Raw genomic sequence first — 19,233 nt, forward strand, 5'->3', positions numbered from 1 at the left:
GTGCTATAATGAAAAAGAAAGTGAGGATGTGTAATGTTATCTTATAATAAAAGTGTTATTCCTGTTATTGAGTCAGCTTATGATGATCTCACAAATGTAGAAAAAAGTATTGCAGATTATTTTATTAATTATGTCAATGGAGAGGACTTATCCTCAAAAGCAGTTTCTCGAAGATTATTTGTTTCAGAAGCATCTTTATCAAGATTTTCAAAGAAACTTGGTTTTAGAGGATATCGTGAATTTCTTTTTGCATTTCAAGGTTCTACGAAGAGTGAAAAGAATTTAGATATATTAACAAGGCAAGTATTGAATTCATACCAAAAGGTCTTAGAGAAAACATATTCATTAATTGATAATGAACAGATGATTAGATTAGCACAAATGTTAGATTTATATGAACGTGTGTATGTTTATGGGATAGGTTCTTCATCAGTTGTTGCAAGAGAGTTTAAATTAAGATTTATGCGTCTTGGTTTGGATGTCGATTATTTAGCTGAGGCACATTCTATTCGTATGAATATAACGAGAGTTAATAAGTTGTCACTTGTGATTGGAATTAGTGTAAGTGGTAGAACAGAGGAAGTTGTTGAAGGACTGAAAACTGCTAAAGAAAAAGGTGCAAAAACAATCATGTTATCAGCTGCAAAGGTTTATGAATATCGTAGTTTTTATGATGAACTTGTTTTAATGGGTGGATTAAAGAATTTAGCTATTTCAGATAAAATTTCTCCCCAAATACCTGCATTGATCATGATAGATATTTTATATACACATTACTTACATTATAATAAGGCAAATAAGGATGAAAAGTTAAAAATGACATTAGAACATATTGATTATGAATTAGAAGAATAAATATATAACTATACAATTAAAGAAATGCTAGAGAAATAGAAATTGAAACGTAGTTATTTGATATCTTAAGTAAATCTTAAGAAATTTTTAAGCGAGTATTACAAAAAGGTTTTGTACAAAAAGAGTATACTCATAGTGTAGGAGGTATGAGTATATGAAAAGAAAAATAATCATGAGTGTTGCTTTGAGCTTGAGTTTATTAACGATGCTATTACCTTGGTTTGGAGGTATGAAAGGTGTAGAAGAAGTTTATGGTGTTATATTATTAGACAATCCAGTAGCGCTGACATGTATTATTCTTGCTTTTGTTGGCATTTGGACAAATTTTGGTTATAATAGTGAAATCATAGGAAGTATTGGAATGATTGGCATTATTGTTATGGAAATCTATGAGTTTATGACATGGCATATCTTAACAATTAGCGGACAATTTGATTTGAACCTAAGTATTGCTCTTTGCTATCCAGAATTCTATCTTGCACTTGTATGTATAGTTGTCACTTATATTATTTATAAATACACAAATAAGAAGATGAATTTAACACAATAATTCCATACTGTTGAAATATAATGTTTAAGTCAAAAGGGGAGAAACAAGGTGGAAAGAATAAGAAATTATAAGTATTATTCATTATTTCAAAATATCTTAAAGTTTGAAATATTTTATAAGATGATGACTCTTTTTATCTTAAGCCCTATTTTAAGAAGAATTCTTCAAGAATATTTAGATAGTGTCACATATGGAATTGCTTTTAACCAAGATATTATTTATCAGTTTTTATCTTTTAAAGGTATTGTGATATGTTTGTTTTTATTTATATTGATGATCTTAATTATTTTTTATGAGATTTATGTTGTTATGAATATTATTGCATTAGATAAAGAACATAAGAAATTATCATTAAGAAAAATTATGTTAAAGAGTTTTTGTTCTTTAAAATCTCTTCATTATCCATCACTACCATTATGTGGTATTTATATTGTTTTCTTATTACCACTTGTACATATAGGATATTTAAACAGTTATATTCAAAGATGGGATATTCCTAATTTTATTTTTGGTGAATTGAAGTTAACACTAGGTGGCAATGTTTTGATTTGTCTGGTTTCTATTATTTATTATTTGATTTTTATAATAATGATTTTTGTTCCAGTATACATGGTTTTTAAAGGAAAGAGTATCATTTCAGCAACACAAGAAAGTTTCTCTTTATTTAAAAAAATAACTCTTAAAGAAAAGGGAAGTTTACTTGTTTATTTGCTTTTATGGATATTTATAGAATATATGATTATGAATTTAATTCCCTATCCAATCTTACATAATCGTGATTTTAATTGGTATTTCCTTAAATATACAATCAATTCAACAGCATTTCGCTATAGTGCTATACAATATGTTCTTCTCTATTTTGTCTCCATTATAGCTATGACTTTCTTCATGCGTTATATCATCAATTTGGTTTCACGATATGAAGACACTCTCATGACGGTGGACCAGATTCCAGTTGAGATAGATTATTTAAATGGATGGATTATGAAAGGACAGAATTTTGTTAGAGAAATCATATATTATATGAAAAAACGATTAGCTCATTTTCGTTTTTACCAGAAACATAAGTTGTTTTCTAGATGTATTGTTGGTATTTTTATCATATGTTTCATGATTATTTATTTGCATCAGGATGCTCTTGTTCATAGACCTTGGGTTATTGGACATCGTGGTTCTGGATATTTTGTTGAAAATACATATGAGGCAATTCAAGATGCGAACAATAGTCAAGTAGATTATGCCGAAATTGATATTCAGTTATCCAAAGATGGAATTCCTATTGTATTTCATGATGCAACTTTATCTCGTTTATCTGATGTCAACAAGAAGGTTTCTGATTTAACAGCAACTGAGCTTGAAGAAATAACACTTTCACAAAATAATCATAAATCAAATATCTTGACTTTAGAGAACTTAATTAAAAAAATGAAAAGAGATAAAATGGCAGTTGGTTTATTAATTGAATTAAAACCAACTCAAGATAATGGAGAAGACATGGCCCATAAAGTTATTGATATTATAGAACAGTATCAGTTCTCAAGACAATCCATATTTATGTCGTTAGACTATGATAGTGTACAGGTTATCAAAAAAGAAAAGCCACAGTGGTGGGTAGGTTATTGTATCTATGGAAGTGTTGGCGATATTGATGATTCTATTTGGGAGATGGATATCGATTTTCTGGCAATGGAAGAGAATCGAGCAAGTACAGCTTTTATTCAAAAGGCAGTTAGGCATATGATACCTATTTATATTTGGACAGTTGATAATACTAAGAAAATGAAACAGTATTTAGATATGGGAGTTTGTGGATTAATAACGAATTATCCTCATCTTGGAAAGTTAACTGTAGAAGAATATGAAAAGACTCATTTTCAATATTATTATTATGATGGGAAGGGGTATCCGAAAACCACATTAATAACAGGAGGTTAAATGGATGTATGATTTTATAAATGAAATGCCATATATTATTTTGATGAGTATACCAATATCTTTTTTTACTTATATATTGTTTCCAAAAAGGTGGAAAAAAAGGATAAATCTTTTCTTTTATATTGTTTTTATATGTTATCTTTTGTGTGTATTCTTGATTACAATTCCACCATTTTTCTCATTTCAAAGTATTGAAGTTCAAGAATTACTTCATTTTGTGAATATCATTCCATTAAGTAATAATCAAGGAGGATTCTTGAGTTCTCAAGATTTTTCTCAATGTATCATGAATGCTATTATGTTTGTTCCATTAGGTGTGCTACTTCCATTGACATTGAAACGAAGAATACGTATACGTTATTTTATTTTCATCTGCTTTGGATTTTCACTGACAATAGAAGTTATTCAGTTGATTGGTACATATTCAGGATTATTATTGAGATCATTTGATGTGAATGATATTTTGTTTAATACAATTGGAGGAACTTTTACATATGGTTTTGCTTCATTTATTTTTGATTGTTTACAAAAATATCATTATATAGAAAAAGAACAAGCTCAAAGCTTGTTCTAGAATTCTAATTGAATGTGATATATTTTTCCCCATAAATAAATTTGATAGAAATAAGCCATTAATTGTGGACCCATCATTAATTGACCAAACCATGGTGCAGTAAAACTATCACCATTGGTATCAATGAAGTTGATAAGTTTATCTTTATCAAAGAATGCATAGAGTATATTATAAGGATCATCTAATGATTCTTTTAATTTTGCTTGAATGAATTCACTATAAACAGGAGAATGCGTTTTTGGATATGGGTTTTTCTTTCGATGAGCTATATCTTCAGGAAGAAAATCTTCAAAGGCTTTTCTGAGTATTCCCTTTTCTTCTCCATCAATAAACATGTATTCATATGGCATGTTATAAAGATATTGTAGGATTTTTATAGATGCAAAGGGAACACGAACTTCTATAGAAGAACGCATTGTTTGGCTATCTGCACGTGTTAAAAGAGTTTGCATAAACCACTGTGTATTTAAATAAATCATTTGTTTCTTCTTGTCTGTTGTATGAATTTCTTGTAGAGTATCTTGATATTTTTCTATAATATAATCTTTAATATTTAGTGCTTTTACCTTTTCATTGAAAAGATCTATTTTCATATCCAAGTCTCTCATCCAAGGGAAGTATGGTTGATTATACAATTCTTCTTTATAGAACCAAGGATATCCTCCAAAGATTTCATCAGCACATTCACCTGAGAGAGAGACTTTATGGTTTTTAGCAATTTCTTTTGAGAATAATAAGAAACTAGAGTCAACATCTGCCATACCTGGCATATCTCTGGCTATTAATGCCTCTTCTAATGAATTAAGTAAATCTAATTGTTTTAAAGTGATTTTATGGTGATCACTTTGATAACGTTCTACCATCTCACGTATATAATCATCATCCATAGATGTTTGATAATCATAGGCTTTAAAATACTTTTCCTGATCTTCATAAGTAATGCTATAAGTTGTAAGTGGTTGTACATATTGTTTAGTTATAGCAGTGATAATACTTGAATCTAAACCACCAGACAACATTGTAGAGAGTGGAACATCACTAAGCAATTGTTTTTGGACACTATCAATAACTAACTCTTTAACTTTCTGAGTCGTTTCTTCTAGGTTATCAGTATGTTCTTCATCATGTAATTTCCAGTAACAGATCGGTTCGCAATGTCCATCAAAATACATATAGTAACCAGGTCTCAAAGAATAAATACCTTTATAAATTGTATGACCAGGAGTCATGCTTGGCCCCAATCCTAAGAGTTCTTTAACACCTTCCTGATCAACAACAGCTTTTCCAATGTAACTTAAAATACATTTTATTTCACTTGCAATAACAATTGTTTCATCTTCTAAATAATAATAGAGTGGTTTCACACCCAAAGGGTCTCTTGCAACAAAGAGTTTATCACCATCATCAATCACAAAAGCAAATATTCCTTCGAATAAGTCTAAACAATTTTCTTGATATTCAATATAACTAGCTAAGACAACTTCTGTATCACTCATTGTTTGAAATGTATATCCTAGACTCACCAGATGATTCTTAATTTCCATCATGTTATAGATTTCACCATTATAAGTGATTCTATAGATTTTATCATTAAATGTATAAAGCATAGGTTGGTTACCATTCTCTATATCAATAATTGATAATCTTCGATGTGCCATTAAACAATGAGGTGTTAAAAAATACCCTTCATGATCAGGACCTCGCTTTGCAAGTAAGCTCACCATTGTCATGAACTTTTCATCATAATCTAATAAATTTTTTGTGTAATTACATATTGTAACAATACCACACATATATTTCACCCCATATATTGTATGATTTCAGAACTGAAATATGCTTTTATTTTCAAGATAAAAAGGAACGATATTTCCAAATTGTTAAGTTATAATGGGAATAAAATGGTGATAAAGGAATAAAACTTCCAAAATTATATAAAAAATAAAAAGTATATTTCCTTTTAGGTGGAGGTGTGCTATTTTATAAATGTATCGTAACCTAGGACGTACAAAAAATAATTTGAGGAGAAAATGTATGTTAGAGAAAATTGCAAATAAGCTTTTACCAATTGCTACAAAACTTTCACAACAACGTCATTTAAGTGCGGTAAAAGATAGTTTTATTATATCGATGCCATTAGTTATGGGTGCATCTTTATTTGTTTTGTTAAATGCATTGGGGACTAATTTTTTTAATACTGATATGTTTTCAGGGATTGCAACAGTTGTTAATCAAGGGACACTTGGGGTTTTATCTATCCTTATTGCTTTTACAACTGCTAATAATTTAGCTGACTATTATTTAAGAGTGAAACCTGAACTTGCTAATTCTGGTTTTACCAAAATACATGCGGGCGGTCTTGCAGTTGCTTTAATGTTTATGTTAATGCCAGTAACTCAATCAGTTGTTGTTGAAGGATTAAAAGATCCTGCCATTATCTCTGGAATGTTTGCACAAGAATTAACATCTAGTAGTGGATTAATTTATTCATTATTAACTGCATTAATAGGAACAGAAATTTTTGTGAGATTTGCATCTATTCAATGTTTAAGAATTAAGATGCCAGAAAATGTTCCACCAGCTATTGAAAAATCATTTAATGCTTTAATTCCTGAATTAATAACAATTACTATTTTTGCAATTGTTGTATTTGGACTAGATCAAATATGGGGAGTCACAGTTCCAGATTTAATAGCTGCAATGATTTCTAAACCCTTGAGCAATTTTGTTTTATCATCACCTGGATTAATTTTCTTACAATTTATATCTGATTTGTTATGGGTATTTGGTATTCATGGATCATCAATTCTTTCACCAATTAGAAGTGCTCCAATGTTAGATGCATTAACACAGAATATTGCTGCCAGTGGTGCTGGAAATTCGATTCCTAATATTGTAACAGAACCATTTATGAATATGTATGGATTAATTGGTGGGGGAGGATGTATTCTTGCCTTAGTGATTGCAATCTTTATTGTATCAAAACGTAAAGATCATAAAACAGTTGCCAAGTTAGGACTTGTTCCTTCTTTATTCAATATATCAGAACCTATTATGTTTGGGCTACCTGTTGTCATGAATCCTATTTTTATGATTCCAGCAATTCTTGTTCCATCAATTAATTTAGTTATTGCTTATATTTTAACAAATATGAATTTAGTGGGTAAAGTTGTTGCTCAAGTTCCATGGATTACGCCACCAGGATTTTATGCATTTTTTGCTACAGGTGGAGATTTTATGGCAGCTTTCTTATCATTAGCCTTATTGGCTTTAGATGTTATGATTTATATTCCATTTGTAAAGGTGAGTAATAAGGTAGATGAAAATATGTTGAGTGAAAATCAAGAATAAATTAAAGAGAATGTCTTGAAGGATATTTTGATGAAATGATACAATTTGTTTCTTTATGAAAAGTAGGTGAAAATAATGAATAATGAAATTATTATAAAGATTAAAAGTTTGTTTCCTGATTTAACTAAATCTGAAAAGAGAGTTGCACTATATGTGAATGAACATTTTCATCAAATTATTTATTTGAGTATTGGTGATTTAGCGAGTCAATGCGAAGTTGGTGAAACAACTATTTTAAGATTTTGTAAACATCTTGGATTTTCGGGATATTATGAGTTTAAGCAACAAGCAATCCTACAAATTGAAAAGGATGGTCAACAAAACACTGGACATCAAAACAAAACATTAGGAAATATTCATACAATGGTGCAGGAAACTACACAATTACTTGATGACAACAAATTAACTGAGACTGCTCAAATAATTATTCATAGTCAAACGATTTATGTTTTTGGAAGTGGTTTTTCTGGTTTGACTGCTAAGGCGGTACAAATGCGTTTAACTTCCTTTGGTTATAAATGTATTGTTGCTGATGATAAATATTTGCAGGTTCTTGCAGCGAATGTTATGGGTAGTGAAGATGTTGCTTTGGGATTAAGTATATCTGGTGAAAATTCATCGACTATTGAGTCTATTGATTTGGCTAAAAGAAATGGTGCAAAAGTTATTGCTATAACCAATCATGAAGAATCTTCATTAGCAAGATTAGGAGATATTGTTCTTTTGACTGCTGGAAAAGAGATGGGGAGAGAAGGCAGTACTTTGGTAACTGAAATGTCACAATTCATTATTTTAGAAATGCTTTTTGAAAAGTTACATGAATTAGATAAAGAAAAAATCGAAGATATGAACTATAAAGTTTCATATTATATTAGAGGAGAATAGTGAATGTCTATATCAATTGATAAAATAGATGAACTGATATCTATGATGACATTAGATGAAAAGGTTGGACAATTAAATCAGCATCTTTATGGATGGCAGTGTTTCTGTAAAAATAAGGATGGAGATTATGAATTGACACAGCTTTTTAAAGATCATGTTCAAAAATTTGGTGGCGTTGGAGCTATTTATGGTATCTTACGAGCTGATGCATGGTCAGGAATGAATGAAGTCAATGGCGTTAAAAAAGAAGAGAGTTTACAAGTTATTGAAATGATTCAAAATTATTTAAAAACAGAAACAAGGCTCAAAATTCCTGCCTTAATAACTGAGGAATGTGTACATGGACATCAGGGATTACACAGCATGATGTATCCAGCTAATATTTCTATGGGAATGACATGGAATCCTGATTTATTAAAAGAGATCTGTCAGGAAGTGAGTTGTGAACTTGCATCTAAGGGTGGGAATCTTGCCTTATTTACAGGATTAGATGTGATGCGTGATCCACGTTGGGGAAGAAGTGAAGAGTGCTTTAGTGAAGATAGTTATTTAACAAGTGAAATGACGAAAGCAGCTGTCAAAGGTTTTCAGTTGAATGATAGGAATGGTGTTGGTGTTATTTTAAAACATCTTTGCGCCCAAGGTGCTTGTGAAGGTGGACATAATTCTGGAGCTGCCTCTATTGGACAACGTGAATTGCGTGAAGTGTTCTTACCACCAGTCAAAGCTGGGGTTTTAAGTGGAGCCAAAGGTGTTATGGCGGCGTATAATGAGATTGATGGGATTCCCTGTCATGTGAATCAAGCACTTCTGACACAACTGCTAAGAGGAGAGTATGGATTTAATGGTATTGTTATGGCAGATGGTTGTGCATTAGATCGACTCAGTATTATGAATTCTGACATACCGTTGATGGCAGCCACTGCTTTAAAAGCAGGTGTTGATTTAAGTTTATGGGATCATGTTTATCCGTTATTAGGTGATGCTGTGAGACAGGGCTATTTAGATGAGAAAGTTCTTGATAGAAGTGTCAAAAGAATTCTTAAGTTAAAATTTGAATTAGGACTTTTTGAAGAAAGGCAAGTCACGGTTTATCCATCTAGAGAAAAGGAGCTGGCTTTAAAAGCTGCTCAAGAATGTCAAGTTCTTTTAAAGAATGATGGTATTTTACCATTAAGAAAAGACATCAAAAGTATTGCTGTCATAGGACCAAATGCTCACAATGTCATGAATATGTTAGGTGATTATACATCATTTCAAAAAGCGGAAGATGTTACGACTCTTTATCAGGGGATTCAACAAGTTCTTGGAGAGGAAGTCCAAGTCAATTATGCTTTAGGATGCCATATTCGTGATTGTTCAAAAGCAGATTTAGCAGAAGCTGTTGAACTTGCAAGTCAGAGTGATGTTGTCATCATGGCATTAGGGGGCTCTAGTGCACGTCATTTTAAAATGGATTTTGAAAGTAATGGAGCAGTGACAACAAGTTATGATAAAAACGAAATGAATTGTGGGGAAAATGTTGATAAAGCATCATTGGATTTGGAAGGCTTACAAGTTGAATTGTTGAGAAAGATAAAACAGGTCAATCAACAAATTGTTACAGTTTTAATTCAAGGAAGACCACATTCTATTGGGAATATTGTTAATGACAGTCGAGCTGTGCTTGCGGCGTGGTACCCAGGTAATTTAGGTGGGTTAGCTATAGCTCAAACAATTTTTGGTGATCATAATCCAAGTGGAAGATTGTCAATGTCAATTCCTCAGTCATCTATGCAATTGCCTTGTTATTATAATGGGAAGTATTCAGGGGCAAAAGAAGAGTACATAGATATGTCAGGGAAACCATTATATCCATTTGGTTATGGTTTGAGTTATAGTCAATTTCAATATCACCATATCCAACTTTCACAAACTGAAATAACAATTCAGGATTTAGAAGAAAAAGGAATAGATATTTCTTTGGATGTTGAGAATGTGAGTCAAAGAGATGGGTATGAAATTGTTCAAATTTATATAATTGATAATGAATCTACAATCACAAGAAGATACAAAGAGTTAAAAGCATTCCAAAAAATATATATAGAAGCAAAAAGCTGTTGTAGTCTTGTCATTCATCTTGATAGTGAAACTTTTAAAATATGGGATTATCAAATGAATCATTTGATTGAAAGTGGAACTGTAGATATTTTAATAGCCAGTCATTCAGAACAGTTTATAACTCGAAAATTAACTATTTTAAAATAGAATGGAAAACTATGGGATTCAATTGATTCCATAGTTTTTTCTATCTAGATATGTAAAAATAGTTTAAGAATAGCGTAAGTGTTGAGATAATTCTGTTTAAAAATCGTCTTTCTCAAATTTTTTTCTTGATTTTTATAAATAAGTCTCATTAGATAATGATTTCTCCATATTGAAGTGTTTATTCTAGGAGTCATTCATCTTGCGATAGTGAAGAAAAGATGAGAATTTTATGTGTCAAATTGAGTAACAGATTGAGACCCACTCATAAGAGTTTCATGATATGATGGATATGGGTGATAGAAATGCAATGTCCAAGATGCCATAATACAAATCTTCAACACTTATATAAAGTTAATGGTCAATACTATTGTCGAGAATGTATATCATTTCATCGTGTTTATGTTAAACAGGAGAGGTTTACAAAGAAGATTCAATATCCTTTGATTTATCATCATTATCAATTAGATTTTGAACTTTCACGACAACAAAAAAAGATTTCACAAAAATTAGTTGAGAATTATCAGCAAAAGAAAAACTCTTTGGTTTTGGCAGTTTGTGGTTCTGGAAAAACAGAAATTGTTTATGAAGTCATTTGCTATGCCTTGTCTCAAGGCCAGCGTGTTTGTTTCTGTATACCAAGAAAGGAGTTGGTGAAAGAACTTTATGAACGCATTTGCCAGTCATTTAGTCATACTGTCATTGGTGTGCTTTATGGTGGGTATCAACAAAATCTTGATGCTCAATTTATAATTTGTACAATGCATCAGTTGTATAAATTTGAGAATGATATAGGTTTTGATTTGATGATTGCTGATGAAGTTGATGCTTTCCCTTTTTATCAGAATAGGGTTCTCAATGAAATTTTTACAAGGTGTTGTTTGGGGAATTATATTAAATTGAGTGCAACTTTTGCATCTGAGGATATTCAAGGCGAAGAGTTATTATTCATGAATAGACGATATCATGGATATGACTTGCCAGTCCCGCAAATGATACTTTCTCCTAGCTTTTTACAAAAACTGATTCTTGTCTTGCTTATTTTATTTATGCATAAGAAGATTATTGTTTATGTACCAACTGTGGCTATTGTCTATCAGCTTGTTCATACGCTGAGATCAATTGTTGATATAGAAGGTGTCTCTTCTCATCATCCTCATAATCAAAAGACAATACAGGAATTAAAAGAGGGAAAAATTCAAGTTATTGTATCAACGACTTTATTAGAAAGAGGAATGACAGTTGAAGATGTTCAAGTCATTGTTTATCACGGAGAACATGTTTTGTTTGATGAACGAACACTTATTCAAATAGCGGGACGTGTTGGTAGAAAACCGGATTTTCCTACAGGAAAGGTTTATATTTTAACAAGTGAAAGGACAAAAGGAATTACACAGTGCATAAAGACAATCCGACGGCTCAATCAGATGAATGTTTAATCTGTTTAACACCACTCCTTAAAGATATTTCTTTTGCTCATTTGGTAAAAAGAATTCCGTTATGCCAACATTGTCTTCAAAAATTCGATGTTATTCAAACTTGCATTGATTTCTATCATTACCCTTTGACGATTCTCTATACTTATAATGATTTTTTTCAATCTTTATTATTTCAATACAAAGGTTTATATGACCATGCTTTGAAAGATGCTTTTTTATGCTTGTTTCAAAGTGAATTTGATAATCAATATAAAGATTATATAATCGTTGTGGCCCCCAGTTCACAAGAAGATAATGAACTTAGAGGATTTGCACCAGTAGAAACAATTGCCCAAACTTTCTCTAGTCAAATCTTTAATGGTCTTTATAAGAAAGAAAAGTATAAGCAAAGTGATTTGTCGTATCAAGAAAGAAAAAGAGTAGCTAGAAGAATTGATATAAGAGATGGAGAAAAGTTAAAAGGAAAAAAAGTTTTGATTCTAGATGATGTTATAACATCAGGATCAACACTTCATAGTTGTTTATTGCTTGTCTTGGCACAAGAACCACAGTCAGTTGAATTGTTGGCTCTTTCAACCAAGAATATAGGAAGAATTGAGGTTTGCTAAAGGAGAGATTCAGTCTCTCCTTTGACATATTTCCAAGGAAATAAACAAGAATAGACAAAATGCTTATAGTCTACCTATAAAAAATCTATATTTTGGAAAATGGTCGACATGTTTTGAGGAATTATTTAATAAGAAGAACATATAATGTGAGTGACCATGAAGTAAAGGAGTTGTTATTATGCAAGGTAAAGTAAAATGGTTTAACGCTGAAAAGGGATTTGGATTCATTGATAGAGGAGAAGGCAAAGATGTCTTTGTTCATTATAGTCAAATTGTTCAAGATGGATATAAATCTTTAAATGAAGGTGAAGTGGTAGAGTTTGAACTTTATCAAAGTGATCGTGGATTGCAAGCAAAGAATGTTGTAAAGGTTTAGAGGATAGCACATGATGTGCTATTTTTCTTTTGAGAATGATTCCAAGTATTAGGATAATGCTTTTTTTTGATAAAATTATATGCTATAATGAAAATGTTTTAGTATGCATGAAAGGAGATTTATTCATGGCAAGTAAAAAGCAAGAAATAAGAAAACAGATTAAGAAAAAGGAAGCAAAAGAACTAGAAGAATTAGGGTTAAACCCTGATGTAGAAGTTGTTGATTTAAATGATGATTTAGGTGAAGATATTCAAATAGAAACTTTTGAAGATGTTGTAAAAAAACCTGCACAACCTATTGAATTTAATACAACACCACAAAAACAGAAAAAGGGATTATTTGGTTCAATTAAAGGAGCTTTTTCACAGGATAATAAAATATTAAAAAAACTAGAAAAGCAAGCTGAACAGGTTTTAGGTTTAGAAGCGACTTATCAAGCAATGAGTGATGAGGAACTTGCTCATCAAACTGATATTTTTAGAGAAAGAATCAATGCTGGTGAGAGTCTAGATGATATCTTGATTGAAGCTTTTGCAACTGTAAGAGAAGCTGCTTTTAGAAAATTAGGTTTAAAAGCATTTAAGGTTCAAATTATGGGAGCTATTTCTTTGCACAATGGTGATATTGCTGAGATGAAAACCGGTGAAGGAAAAACTTTAACTTCTATTTTTCCTGTCTATTTAAATGCATTAGATGGTAAAGGTGTGCATGTTGTTACTGTTAATGATTATTTAGCTGGTCGTGATAAAACTGACAATGGGAAAGTTTTAGAATTTTTAGGTCTAACAGTTGGCTTAAATATGCGTGAATTAACTAAGGAAGAAAAAAGAGCTCAACATGCTTGTGATGTCACTTATACAACAAATGCTGAACTTGGATTTGATTATTTAAGAGATAATATGGTCACAAGATTAGAAGATAAAGTTTTAAGACCATTAAATTATGCTTTGGTTGATGAAGTTGACTCTATTTTAGTCGATGAATCAAGAACACCATTAATTATTTCTGGTGGTAAGAAAAATACAGCAGCTTTATATGTTCAAGCAGATAAATTTGTAAAGTCTTTGATTGTTGAAAAAGATTATGAAGTAGATATTGAAAGTAAAACTGTTTCATTAACATCTAGTGGGATTGAAAAAGCAGAAAAGGGATTTAAAATTAATAACTTATATGATCCTGAACATACAGCGTTAGTTCATCATATTAATCAGGCATTAAAAGCCAATTATACAATGCAACGTGATGTTGAATATATGATTGCAACAGAAGATGGAAGCCATGATATTCGTAATGCAAGTATTATGATTATTGATCAATTTACAGGTCGTGTTATGCCAGGACGTGCATATAGTGACGGTCTTCATCAAGCTATTGAAGCTAAAGAAGGAGTTCCTATTAAGGAAGAAACTGTCACTCTAGCAACTATTACTTATCAGAATTTTTTCCGTTTATTTAATAAGTTAGCGGGTATGACTGGAACTGCAAAAACAGAAGAAGAAGAATTCAGAACAATATATAATATGCGTGTTATTGAAATTCCAACGAATAAACCAATTATTAGAGATGATAAACCTGATTTGGTTTTTGCTAATCAAAAAGCAAAATTTAAAGCGATTTGTGATGAGGTTGAAAGAAGACATAGTTATGGGCAACCGATTCTTTTAGGAACAGTCTCTGTTGAAACATCTGAATTACTGAGTAGAATGCTTAATAAGCGTGGAATTAAACATAATGTTTTAAATGCGAAAAACCATGCCAAAGAAGCTTTAATTATTGAAAAAGCAGGGGTTATGGGTGCTGTTACAATTGCTACAAACATGGCTGGACGTGGAACTGACATCAAATTAGGTGAAGGTGTTTATGATCTTGGTGGTTTAATGGTTATTGGTAGTGAAAGACATGAATCTAGACGTATTGATAATCAGTTAAGAGGACGTTCTGGACGTCAAGGAGATCCTGGATGCTCATTATTCTTTGTTTCATTTGAAGATGAGTTAATGCAAAGATTTGCGAATGAGAAAGTACAGCAGTTTACTGGTAACTTCTTAGAAGATGAAGCTATTGAAAGTAAGATGGTCACAAAATCAATCGAGGGTGCTCAAAAACGTGTTGAAGGTCAGAACTTCGATATTCGTAAACAATTGTTACAATATGATGATGTGATGAGACAACAACGTGAAATTATGTATAAAGAACGTGATGATATTATGTCTGAAGATGATTTAGGTGATATTGTTAAAGGTATGTTTGAACAATCTGTTGAATATACAGTACGTAGTTTTACAAAGTCTGATGGTAAACATGATCTTGTTGATGTTGATGGTGTTTTAAATTATATTTCTAAGAATTATATGTTATTGGCGACTTTAAAAGCAAATCATAAAGAAAATGTTGAAAACGATCCACAAAAGGTAGCGAAGAGTTTATCTGAAGTTGTTTATATGCAATATCAAAATAGATTTAATAAAGATTTGCCTGCAGAAGTTAAGCTTGATTATGAAAGAAGAGTTTTATTAGGTGTTATTGATCATACATGGATTAACCATATAGATGCAATGCAAAAATTAAGAAATGGTATTTACTTAAGAGCATATGCTCAAAAAGATCCATTACAAGAATATACAGAAGAAGCATTTTATATGTTTGAAGAAATGACAAAATCAATTTCTCAGGATATCACTAGAAATATTGTTCATATGGGAATTGCTCCTGGAAGTGAACAAGAAAAAGAAATTCCAGCAATTCAAATTGAATTGGAGTTTAAAGCAGATTAATGGAATTATATGAAGTAAAAAATGGGCTTGAAAGAGCCCGTTTATTACTCAATGAATTATTTGTTTCTATTGATATTGAGGGTTTAAAAAGAGAAATTGAAGGTTTAACTGTACAGACATTAGATGAACACTTTTGGAATAATCAAGAACAAGCAAAAAAGATATATAATCAATTAAATGAAATGAAAAAAACAACAGATACATATGATGATCTCGTATCATCACTCAATGATTTAGATGAAACATATGACTATGTAAAAGAAACAGAGGATACTGATTTCAAAGAAGCATTGGATCAAGATTATGAGTTGTTTGAGAAGCATCTTAATGATTTTGAGAAAACATTATTATTTTCTGGTGAATATGATCATCATAATGCAATTGTAGAAATTCATCCTGGTGCTGGGGGAACTGAATCTCAAGACTGGGCAGCTATGTTAATGCGTATGTATCAAAGATATGGTGATAAAAAAGATTTTAAAGTTGAAGTTTTAGATTATTTAGATGGTGAAGAGGCTGGATTGAAATCAGTTACTTTACGATTTATTGGGTATAATGCATATGGGCATCTCAAGGCTGAAAAAGGTGTTCATCGTCTTGTTCGTATTTCTCCTTTTGATTCTTCTAAGAGACGTCATACATCATTTGCTTCAGTAGATGTTATGCCAGAATTTGATAATGATATCGAAATTGAAATCGATCAGAATGATTTAAGAATAGACACATATCGAGCTTCTGGAGCTGGTGGGCAGCATATTAATAAAACGGATTCAGCTATCCGTATTACACATATTCCTACTCATATTGTTGTGACTTGTCAATCACAACGCTCTCAGATACAAAATAGAGAACAAGCTCTTATTATGTTAAAATCTAAATTATATCAAGTCATGCTTGAAGAACAAGCTTCAAAGTTAAGTGATATTAAGGGTGAACAAAAGGCAATTGAATGGGGAAGTCAAATTCGTTCATATGTTTTGCATCCTTATTCAATGGTTAAGGATAATCGCAGTGGGTATGAATCCAATAATCCTAAAGCTATTTTAGATGGTGATTTGGATGATTGTATTTATGCTTATTTAAAGGCAATGGTTAAGGAGGATGAAGATGCATAGTTTAAAAAGAGTGATTAGAGATAGTCTTTTGGTTGTGTTAGGAAATGCAGTTGTAGCATTTGGAGTTGCTGTTTTTGCTGTCCCGTCAGATTTAATTGTTGGCGGAGCAACTGGTTTATCTTTAATTATTGAACAGTTTGTTTCTGTTAACTATGCAACGATTGTATTTGGTATCAACATGGTTATGTTGATTATTGGTTTTTTGGTTTTAGGAAAGAAATTCGCTGCTGGGACTATACTTAGTTCTTTCATCTTTCCTTTTTTCTTAGGTTTATTTGAAGCTATTCCCCAATTTCAACATATTACAAATGATATTTTATTGTCTGCTATTTATGCTGGGATTTTTACTGGTGTTGGTCTAGGAATTGTTTTTCGATTAGGATACAGTACAGGGGGAATGGATGTTCCACCTATTATCCTGAATAAAAAGAAAGGTGTTTCAGTTGCTTTGGCTATTAATGTTTTAGATATTATGATATTAGTAGGACAAGTCTTCTTTTCTAGTTTTGAAGGTATCCTGTATGGAATTATTACTGTCTTTGTATCGACATTTGTTTTAGACCAGGTGATTGTTATGGGAGAAAAGAATCTTCAAGTTCTTGTTATTTCAGCTGAACACGAAAAAATTGCTGAGGCTATTTTTAATGAAATTGATAGAGGGTGTACTTTTGTAAATGTAACAACTGGATATTTTCATCATCAACAAAAAGCTGTTCTCTGTGTTGCAAATAACCGTGAATATGCAAAAATAAATGATTTGGTTATGGAAATAGATCCAGCTGCTTTTATTATTGGTAGTGAAATCCATAGTGTTAAAGGACGTGGATTTACTTTACCTAATATAGATTTAGAGAAAAGAGATCATGTATAAAATAACAGCATACCTATTTGGTAATGCTGTTATTTTAATGGTTAATCTTCAACGACTTCCCCATAATCCTCTATAATCGTTTCTTCATAAGTGATTTGACTCTCCTGTATTTCCTGTAATGCACGATAATAGGTATAAATGATAAATGTTGCTGTTAAAAGAAAAATAGTAATAAGAAAAATCCCTATGCGTTTTATTATTTTTCTAACTTTCATATGGTTAATAATGAATTCACTTTCAATATGTTCATAATATGCTGCTATAATCGTTTCTGGAATACCAAACTGTTCATAATAATCATCACATTTGTAATCGGGGTGATGAGTCTCAAATTCTTGAAGCATTTCTTGTAAATAAATAAGAAATGCTTTTTCTTGTTTGCCTAATAAAGGAAAACGAGAACGAATCTTTTTATAATATTTTTTTGTTTCTTTATTTTGAAATTTTAATGTTTTCATTGTTTAAAATATCCTTAATAACTTCTTTTAATTCTAGATAACGACGTTTTAATGTATCAAGTCTAACAGTTCCAGCAGATTCTATATGATAATAAGTATGATTATCTCTTTTGTATTGAGTAATCAAATGTGATTCAAGAAAGAAGAACAGTGAAGTTAATACGACGCCTTCTTTGATACTTAATGTATTTTGAAAATGTAAAAAGGATGTCAATTCTTCACTTGTGCAATCTCTTTGATTTAAAATAGCTAAGATTAACATTTCTAATTTGAAAAAACGGTCATTATGTATCATGGTCTTACTCCTTAATATATATTATAACAAGATTCTTTATGAATGGAAGAACTGTTCAATAAAATCTTGTGTTTTTTGATCGATTTCATCTTGTTTTCTGGTAATAAATACAATATCTGTATACAGTTCTTCATCATGTAATATCACGCTTATTAATGACTTATTATCGACTAGTGAAAGGGCACTTTGAGGAATAATAGCAATACCTAGCCCACAAGAAGCCCATGTTAAAGATGTTCGACAATCATCACTTGTCATTTTGATAAAAGGATTAAAATGCTGATTGAGACAGTAATCAGTTATTAAGCTTAAATAGCGTTGATGAATGATAAGAGGAGAATGCTGATAGTCTTTTATATATTGCATATTTTCATTGAGATAGGAAGAATGACCAACTGCAACCATTGGTTCACTCTTATAATGTTTTGTAAAAACATGACTTTGATCAAAAGGTGTTCTGACAAGACCAACATCAATATTATGAGCTAATAAAAGATCAATCATTTCATATGTGGTTCCTTCATGAATACGAAATGATAATAATTTATTTCTGATAAGATAGTCCTGAATCTTTTCAATAAGACCTGAATTTGACGAGGTAATTCCAATTCTTATAATTTCGTTTTGGGTTTCTTTCATTTCATGTAGTGTCATTTCGCTTAGAGTCAATATTTGGAGACTACGCTTATAAAAGAGTTTACCAGCTTGTGTCAGTTCAACTTTACGGTGTCCTCGTTTTAATAACTGAACACCTAGCTCATCTTCTAATTGTTTTAATTGAGTAGATAGAGGGGGTTGAGCCATATGTAATACTTGTGCAGCTTTTGAAATAGTTCCTTCTTCAACTATTGTTTTAAAATAAATCATTTGTTTGATATCCATGCTGATTCTCCTATATATTTTATA

The 19,233-nt window shown here is 31.0% G+C and carries 17 protein-coding genes; 13 read left to right on the plus strand and 4 right to left on the minus strand.

From position 1 onward, the window contains the following. The first annotated feature begins 33 nt into the window (after positions 1–33). The 4 genes from GQF29_RS11240 (at position 34) to GQF29_RS11255 (ending at position 3,914) form a co-directional block, all read left to right on the plus strand. Positions 34–855, plus strand: coding sequence for a MurR/RpiR family transcriptional regulator (locus GQF29_RS11240; RefSeq protein ID WP_008787427.1), 822 nt, complete (start codon positions 34–36; stop codon positions 853–855). Between the two features lie 154 nt (positions 856–1,009). Further along, positions 1,010–1,405, plus strand: a complete 396-nt coding sequence (locus tag GQF29_RS11245; RefSeq protein WP_008787428.1) for a hypothetical protein — start codon at positions 1,010–1,012, stop codon at positions 1,403–1,405. 48 nt (positions 1,406–1,453) lie between these two features. Then, positions 1,454–3,340 carry a glycerophosphodiester phosphodiesterase family protein gene (locus GQF29_RS18965; RefSeq protein WP_017143912.1) on the plus strand — a complete coding sequence of 629 codons (1,887 nt, stop codon included), beginning with the start codon at positions 1,454–1,456 and terminating at the stop codon, positions 3,338–3,340. A 4-nt stretch (positions 3,341–3,344) separates the two neighbouring features. Then, on the plus strand, positions 3,345–3,914 hold the full coding sequence (locus GQF29_RS11255) for a VanZ family protein (RefSeq protein ID WP_017143911.1): 570 nt from the start codon (positions 3,345–3,347) through the stop codon (positions 3,912–3,914). Here the strand turns inward: GQF29_RS11255 and asnB are convergent. Continuing rightward, complete coding sequence (gene asnB / locus GQF29_RS11260; RefSeq protein ID WP_008787432.1) at positions 3,911–5,707, minus strand: asparagine synthase (glutamine-hydrolyzing); 1,797 nt, start codon at positions 5,705–5,707, stop codon at positions 3,911–3,913. The two genes, GQF29_RS11255 and asnB, sit on opposite strands and share 4 nt — an antisense overlap. 238 nt (positions 5,708–5,945) lie before the next feature. Here asnB and GQF29_RS11265 point away from each other — a divergent pair, with 238 nt between their 5' ends. The 9 genes from GQF29_RS11265 to GQF29_RS11305 all read left to right on the plus strand — a co-directional run bounded on the left by GQF29_RS11265 (position 5,946) and on the right by GQF29_RS11305 (position 17,574). Then, positions 5,946–7,262 carry a PTS sugar transporter subunit IIC gene (locus GQF29_RS11265; protein ID WP_008787433.1) on the plus strand — a complete coding sequence of 439 codons (1,317 nt, stop codon included), beginning with the start codon at positions 5,946–5,948 and terminating at the stop codon, positions 7,260–7,262. Between the two features lie 75 nt (positions 7,263–7,337). Then, positions 7,338–8,147 (plus strand): MurR/RpiR family transcriptional regulator, encoded by an 810-nt coding sequence (locus GQF29_RS11270; protein ID WP_017143910.1) that lies wholly within the window; start codon positions 7,338–7,340, stop codon positions 8,145–8,147. A 3-nt stretch (positions 8,148–8,150) separates the two neighbouring features. After that, positions 8,151–10,394 carry a glycoside hydrolase family 3 N-terminal domain-containing protein gene (locus GQF29_RS11275; RefSeq protein WP_008787435.1) on the plus strand — a complete coding sequence of 748 codons (2,244 nt, stop codon included), beginning with the start codon at positions 8,151–8,153 and terminating at the stop codon, positions 10,392–10,394. A gap of 302 nt (positions 10,395–10,696) precedes the next feature. Then, positions 10,697–11,830, plus strand: a complete 1,134-nt coding sequence (locus GQF29_RS11280; RefSeq protein WP_008787436.1) for a DEAD/DEAH box helicase — start codon at positions 10,697–10,699, stop codon at positions 11,828–11,830. After that, the gene (locus tag GQF29_RS18970) at positions 11,788–12,438 is read left to right on the plus strand and encodes a ComF family protein (protein WP_017143909.1); all 651 of its coding nucleotides are present in this window, start codon (positions 11,788–11,790) and stop codon (positions 12,436–12,438) included. The genes GQF29_RS11280 and GQF29_RS18970 overlap by 43 nt, the downstream gene beginning before the upstream one ends. Before the next feature lie 178 nt (positions 12,439–12,616). Continuing rightward, positions 12,617–12,814, plus strand: a complete 198-nt coding sequence (locus GQF29_RS11290) for a cold-shock protein (protein ID WP_008787438.1) — start codon at positions 12,617–12,619, stop codon at positions 12,812–12,814. A 125-nt stretch (positions 12,815–12,939) separates the two neighbouring features. Then, entirely contained in the window at positions 12,940–15,588 is a 2,649-nt protein-coding gene (secA, locus tag GQF29_RS11295) for a preprotein translocase subunit SecA (protein WP_008787439.1), read from the plus strand. Continuing rightward, on the plus strand, positions 15,588–16,703 hold the full coding sequence (gene prfB, locus GQF29_RS11300) for a peptide chain release factor 2 (RefSeq protein ID WP_008787440.1): 1,116 nt from the start codon (positions 15,588–15,590) through the stop codon (positions 16,701–16,703). Before secA ends, prfB begins: the two co-directional genes overlap by 1 nt. Then, positions 16,696–17,574 carry a YitT family protein gene (locus GQF29_RS11305; RefSeq protein ID WP_008787441.1) on the plus strand — a complete coding sequence of 293 codons (879 nt, stop codon included), beginning with the start codon at positions 16,696–16,698 and terminating at the stop codon, positions 17,572–17,574. The genes prfB and GQF29_RS11305 overlap by 8 nt, the downstream gene beginning before the upstream one ends. Positions 17,575–17,615: 41 nt before the next feature. Here GQF29_RS11305 and GQF29_RS11310 read toward each other — a convergent pair whose 3' ends face one another. Genes GQF29_RS11310 through GQF29_RS11320 form a run of 3 tightly spaced genes read right to left on the minus strand, consistent with a single transcriptional unit; the run spans position 17,616 to position 19,209 of the window. After that, entirely contained in the window at positions 17,616–18,032 is a 417-nt protein-coding gene (locus tag GQF29_RS11310) for a DUF6120 family protein (RefSeq protein ID WP_008787442.1), read from the minus strand. Then, positions 18,007–18,327 carry a hypothetical protein gene (locus tag GQF29_RS11315; protein WP_008787443.1) on the minus strand — a complete coding sequence of 107 codons (321 nt, stop codon included), beginning with the start codon at positions 18,325–18,327 and terminating at the stop codon, positions 18,007–18,009. Before GQF29_RS11315 ends, GQF29_RS11310 begins: the two co-directional genes overlap by 26 nt. A gap of 36 nt (positions 18,328–18,363) precedes the next feature. Further along, the gene (locus GQF29_RS11320) at positions 18,364–19,209 is read right to left on the minus strand and encodes a LysR family transcriptional regulator (protein ID WP_008787444.1); all 846 of its coding nucleotides are present in this window, start codon (positions 19,207–19,209) and stop codon (positions 18,364–18,366) included. Between the last annotated feature and the right edge of the window lie 24 nt (positions 19,210–19,233).

The organism is Coprobacillus cateniformis, from assembly GCF_009767585.1.
GTDB lineage: Bacteria > Bacillota_I > Bacilli_A > Erysipelotrichales > Coprobacillaceae > Coprobacillus > Coprobacillus cateniformis.

Bases quoted from the DNA above. Each gene is read 5' to 3' on its own strand.
- GQF29_RS11270 (WP_017143910.1), top strand. From the start codon at position 7,338: ATGAATAATGAAATTATTATAAAGATTAAAAGTTTGTTTCCTGATTTA.
- GQF29_RS11310 (WP_008787442.1), bottom strand. From the start codon at position 18,032: ATGAAAACATTAAAATTTCAAAATAAAGAAACAAAAAAATATTATAAA.
- GQF29_RS11275 (WP_008787435.1), top strand. From the start codon at position 8,151: ATGTCTATATCAATTGATAAAATAGATGAACTGATATCTATGATGACA.
- GQF29_RS11265 (WP_008787433.1), top strand. From the start codon at position 5,946: ATGTTAGAGAAAATTGCAAATAAGCTTTTACCAATTGCTACAAAACTT.
- GQF29_RS11320 (WP_008787444.1), bottom strand. From the start codon at position 19,209: ATGGATATCAAACAAATGATTTATTTTAAAACAATAGTTGAAGAAGGA.
- GQF29_RS11315 (WP_008787443.1), bottom strand. From the start codon at position 18,327: ATGATACATAATGACCGTTTTTTCAAATTAGAAATGTTAATCTTAGCT.
- GQF29_RS11280 (WP_008787436.1), top strand. From the start codon at position 10,697: ATGCAATGTCCAAGATGCCATAATACAAATCTTCAACACTTATATAAA.
- asnB (WP_008787432.1), bottom strand. From the start codon at position 5,707: ATGTGTGGTATTGTTACAATATGTAATTACACAAAAAATTTATTAGAT.
- GQF29_RS11255 (WP_017143911.1), top strand. From the start codon at position 3,345: ATGTATGATTTTATAAATGAAATGCCATATATTATTTTGATGAGTATA.
- GQF29_RS11290 (WP_008787438.1), top strand. From the start codon at position 12,617: ATGCAAGGTAAAGTAAAATGGTTTAACGCTGAAAAGGGATTTGGATTC.
- prfB (WP_008787440.1), top strand. From the start codon at position 15,588: ATGGAATTATATGAAGTAAAAAATGGGCTTGAAAGAGCCCGTTTATTA.
- GQF29_RS11305 (WP_008787441.1), top strand. From the start codon at position 16,696: ATGCATAGTTTAAAAAGAGTGATTAGAGATAGTCTTTTGGTTGTGTTA.
- GQF29_RS11240 (WP_008787427.1), top strand. From the start codon at position 34: ATGTTATCTTATAATAAAAGTGTTATTCCTGTTATTGAGTCAGCTTAT.
- GQF29_RS11245 (WP_008787428.1), top strand. From the start codon at position 1,010: ATGAAAAGAAAAATAATCATGAGTGTTGCTTTGAGCTTGAGTTTATTA.
- secA (WP_008787439.1), top strand. From the start codon at position 12,940: ATGGCAAGTAAAAAGCAAGAAATAAGAAAACAGATTAAGAAAAAGGAA.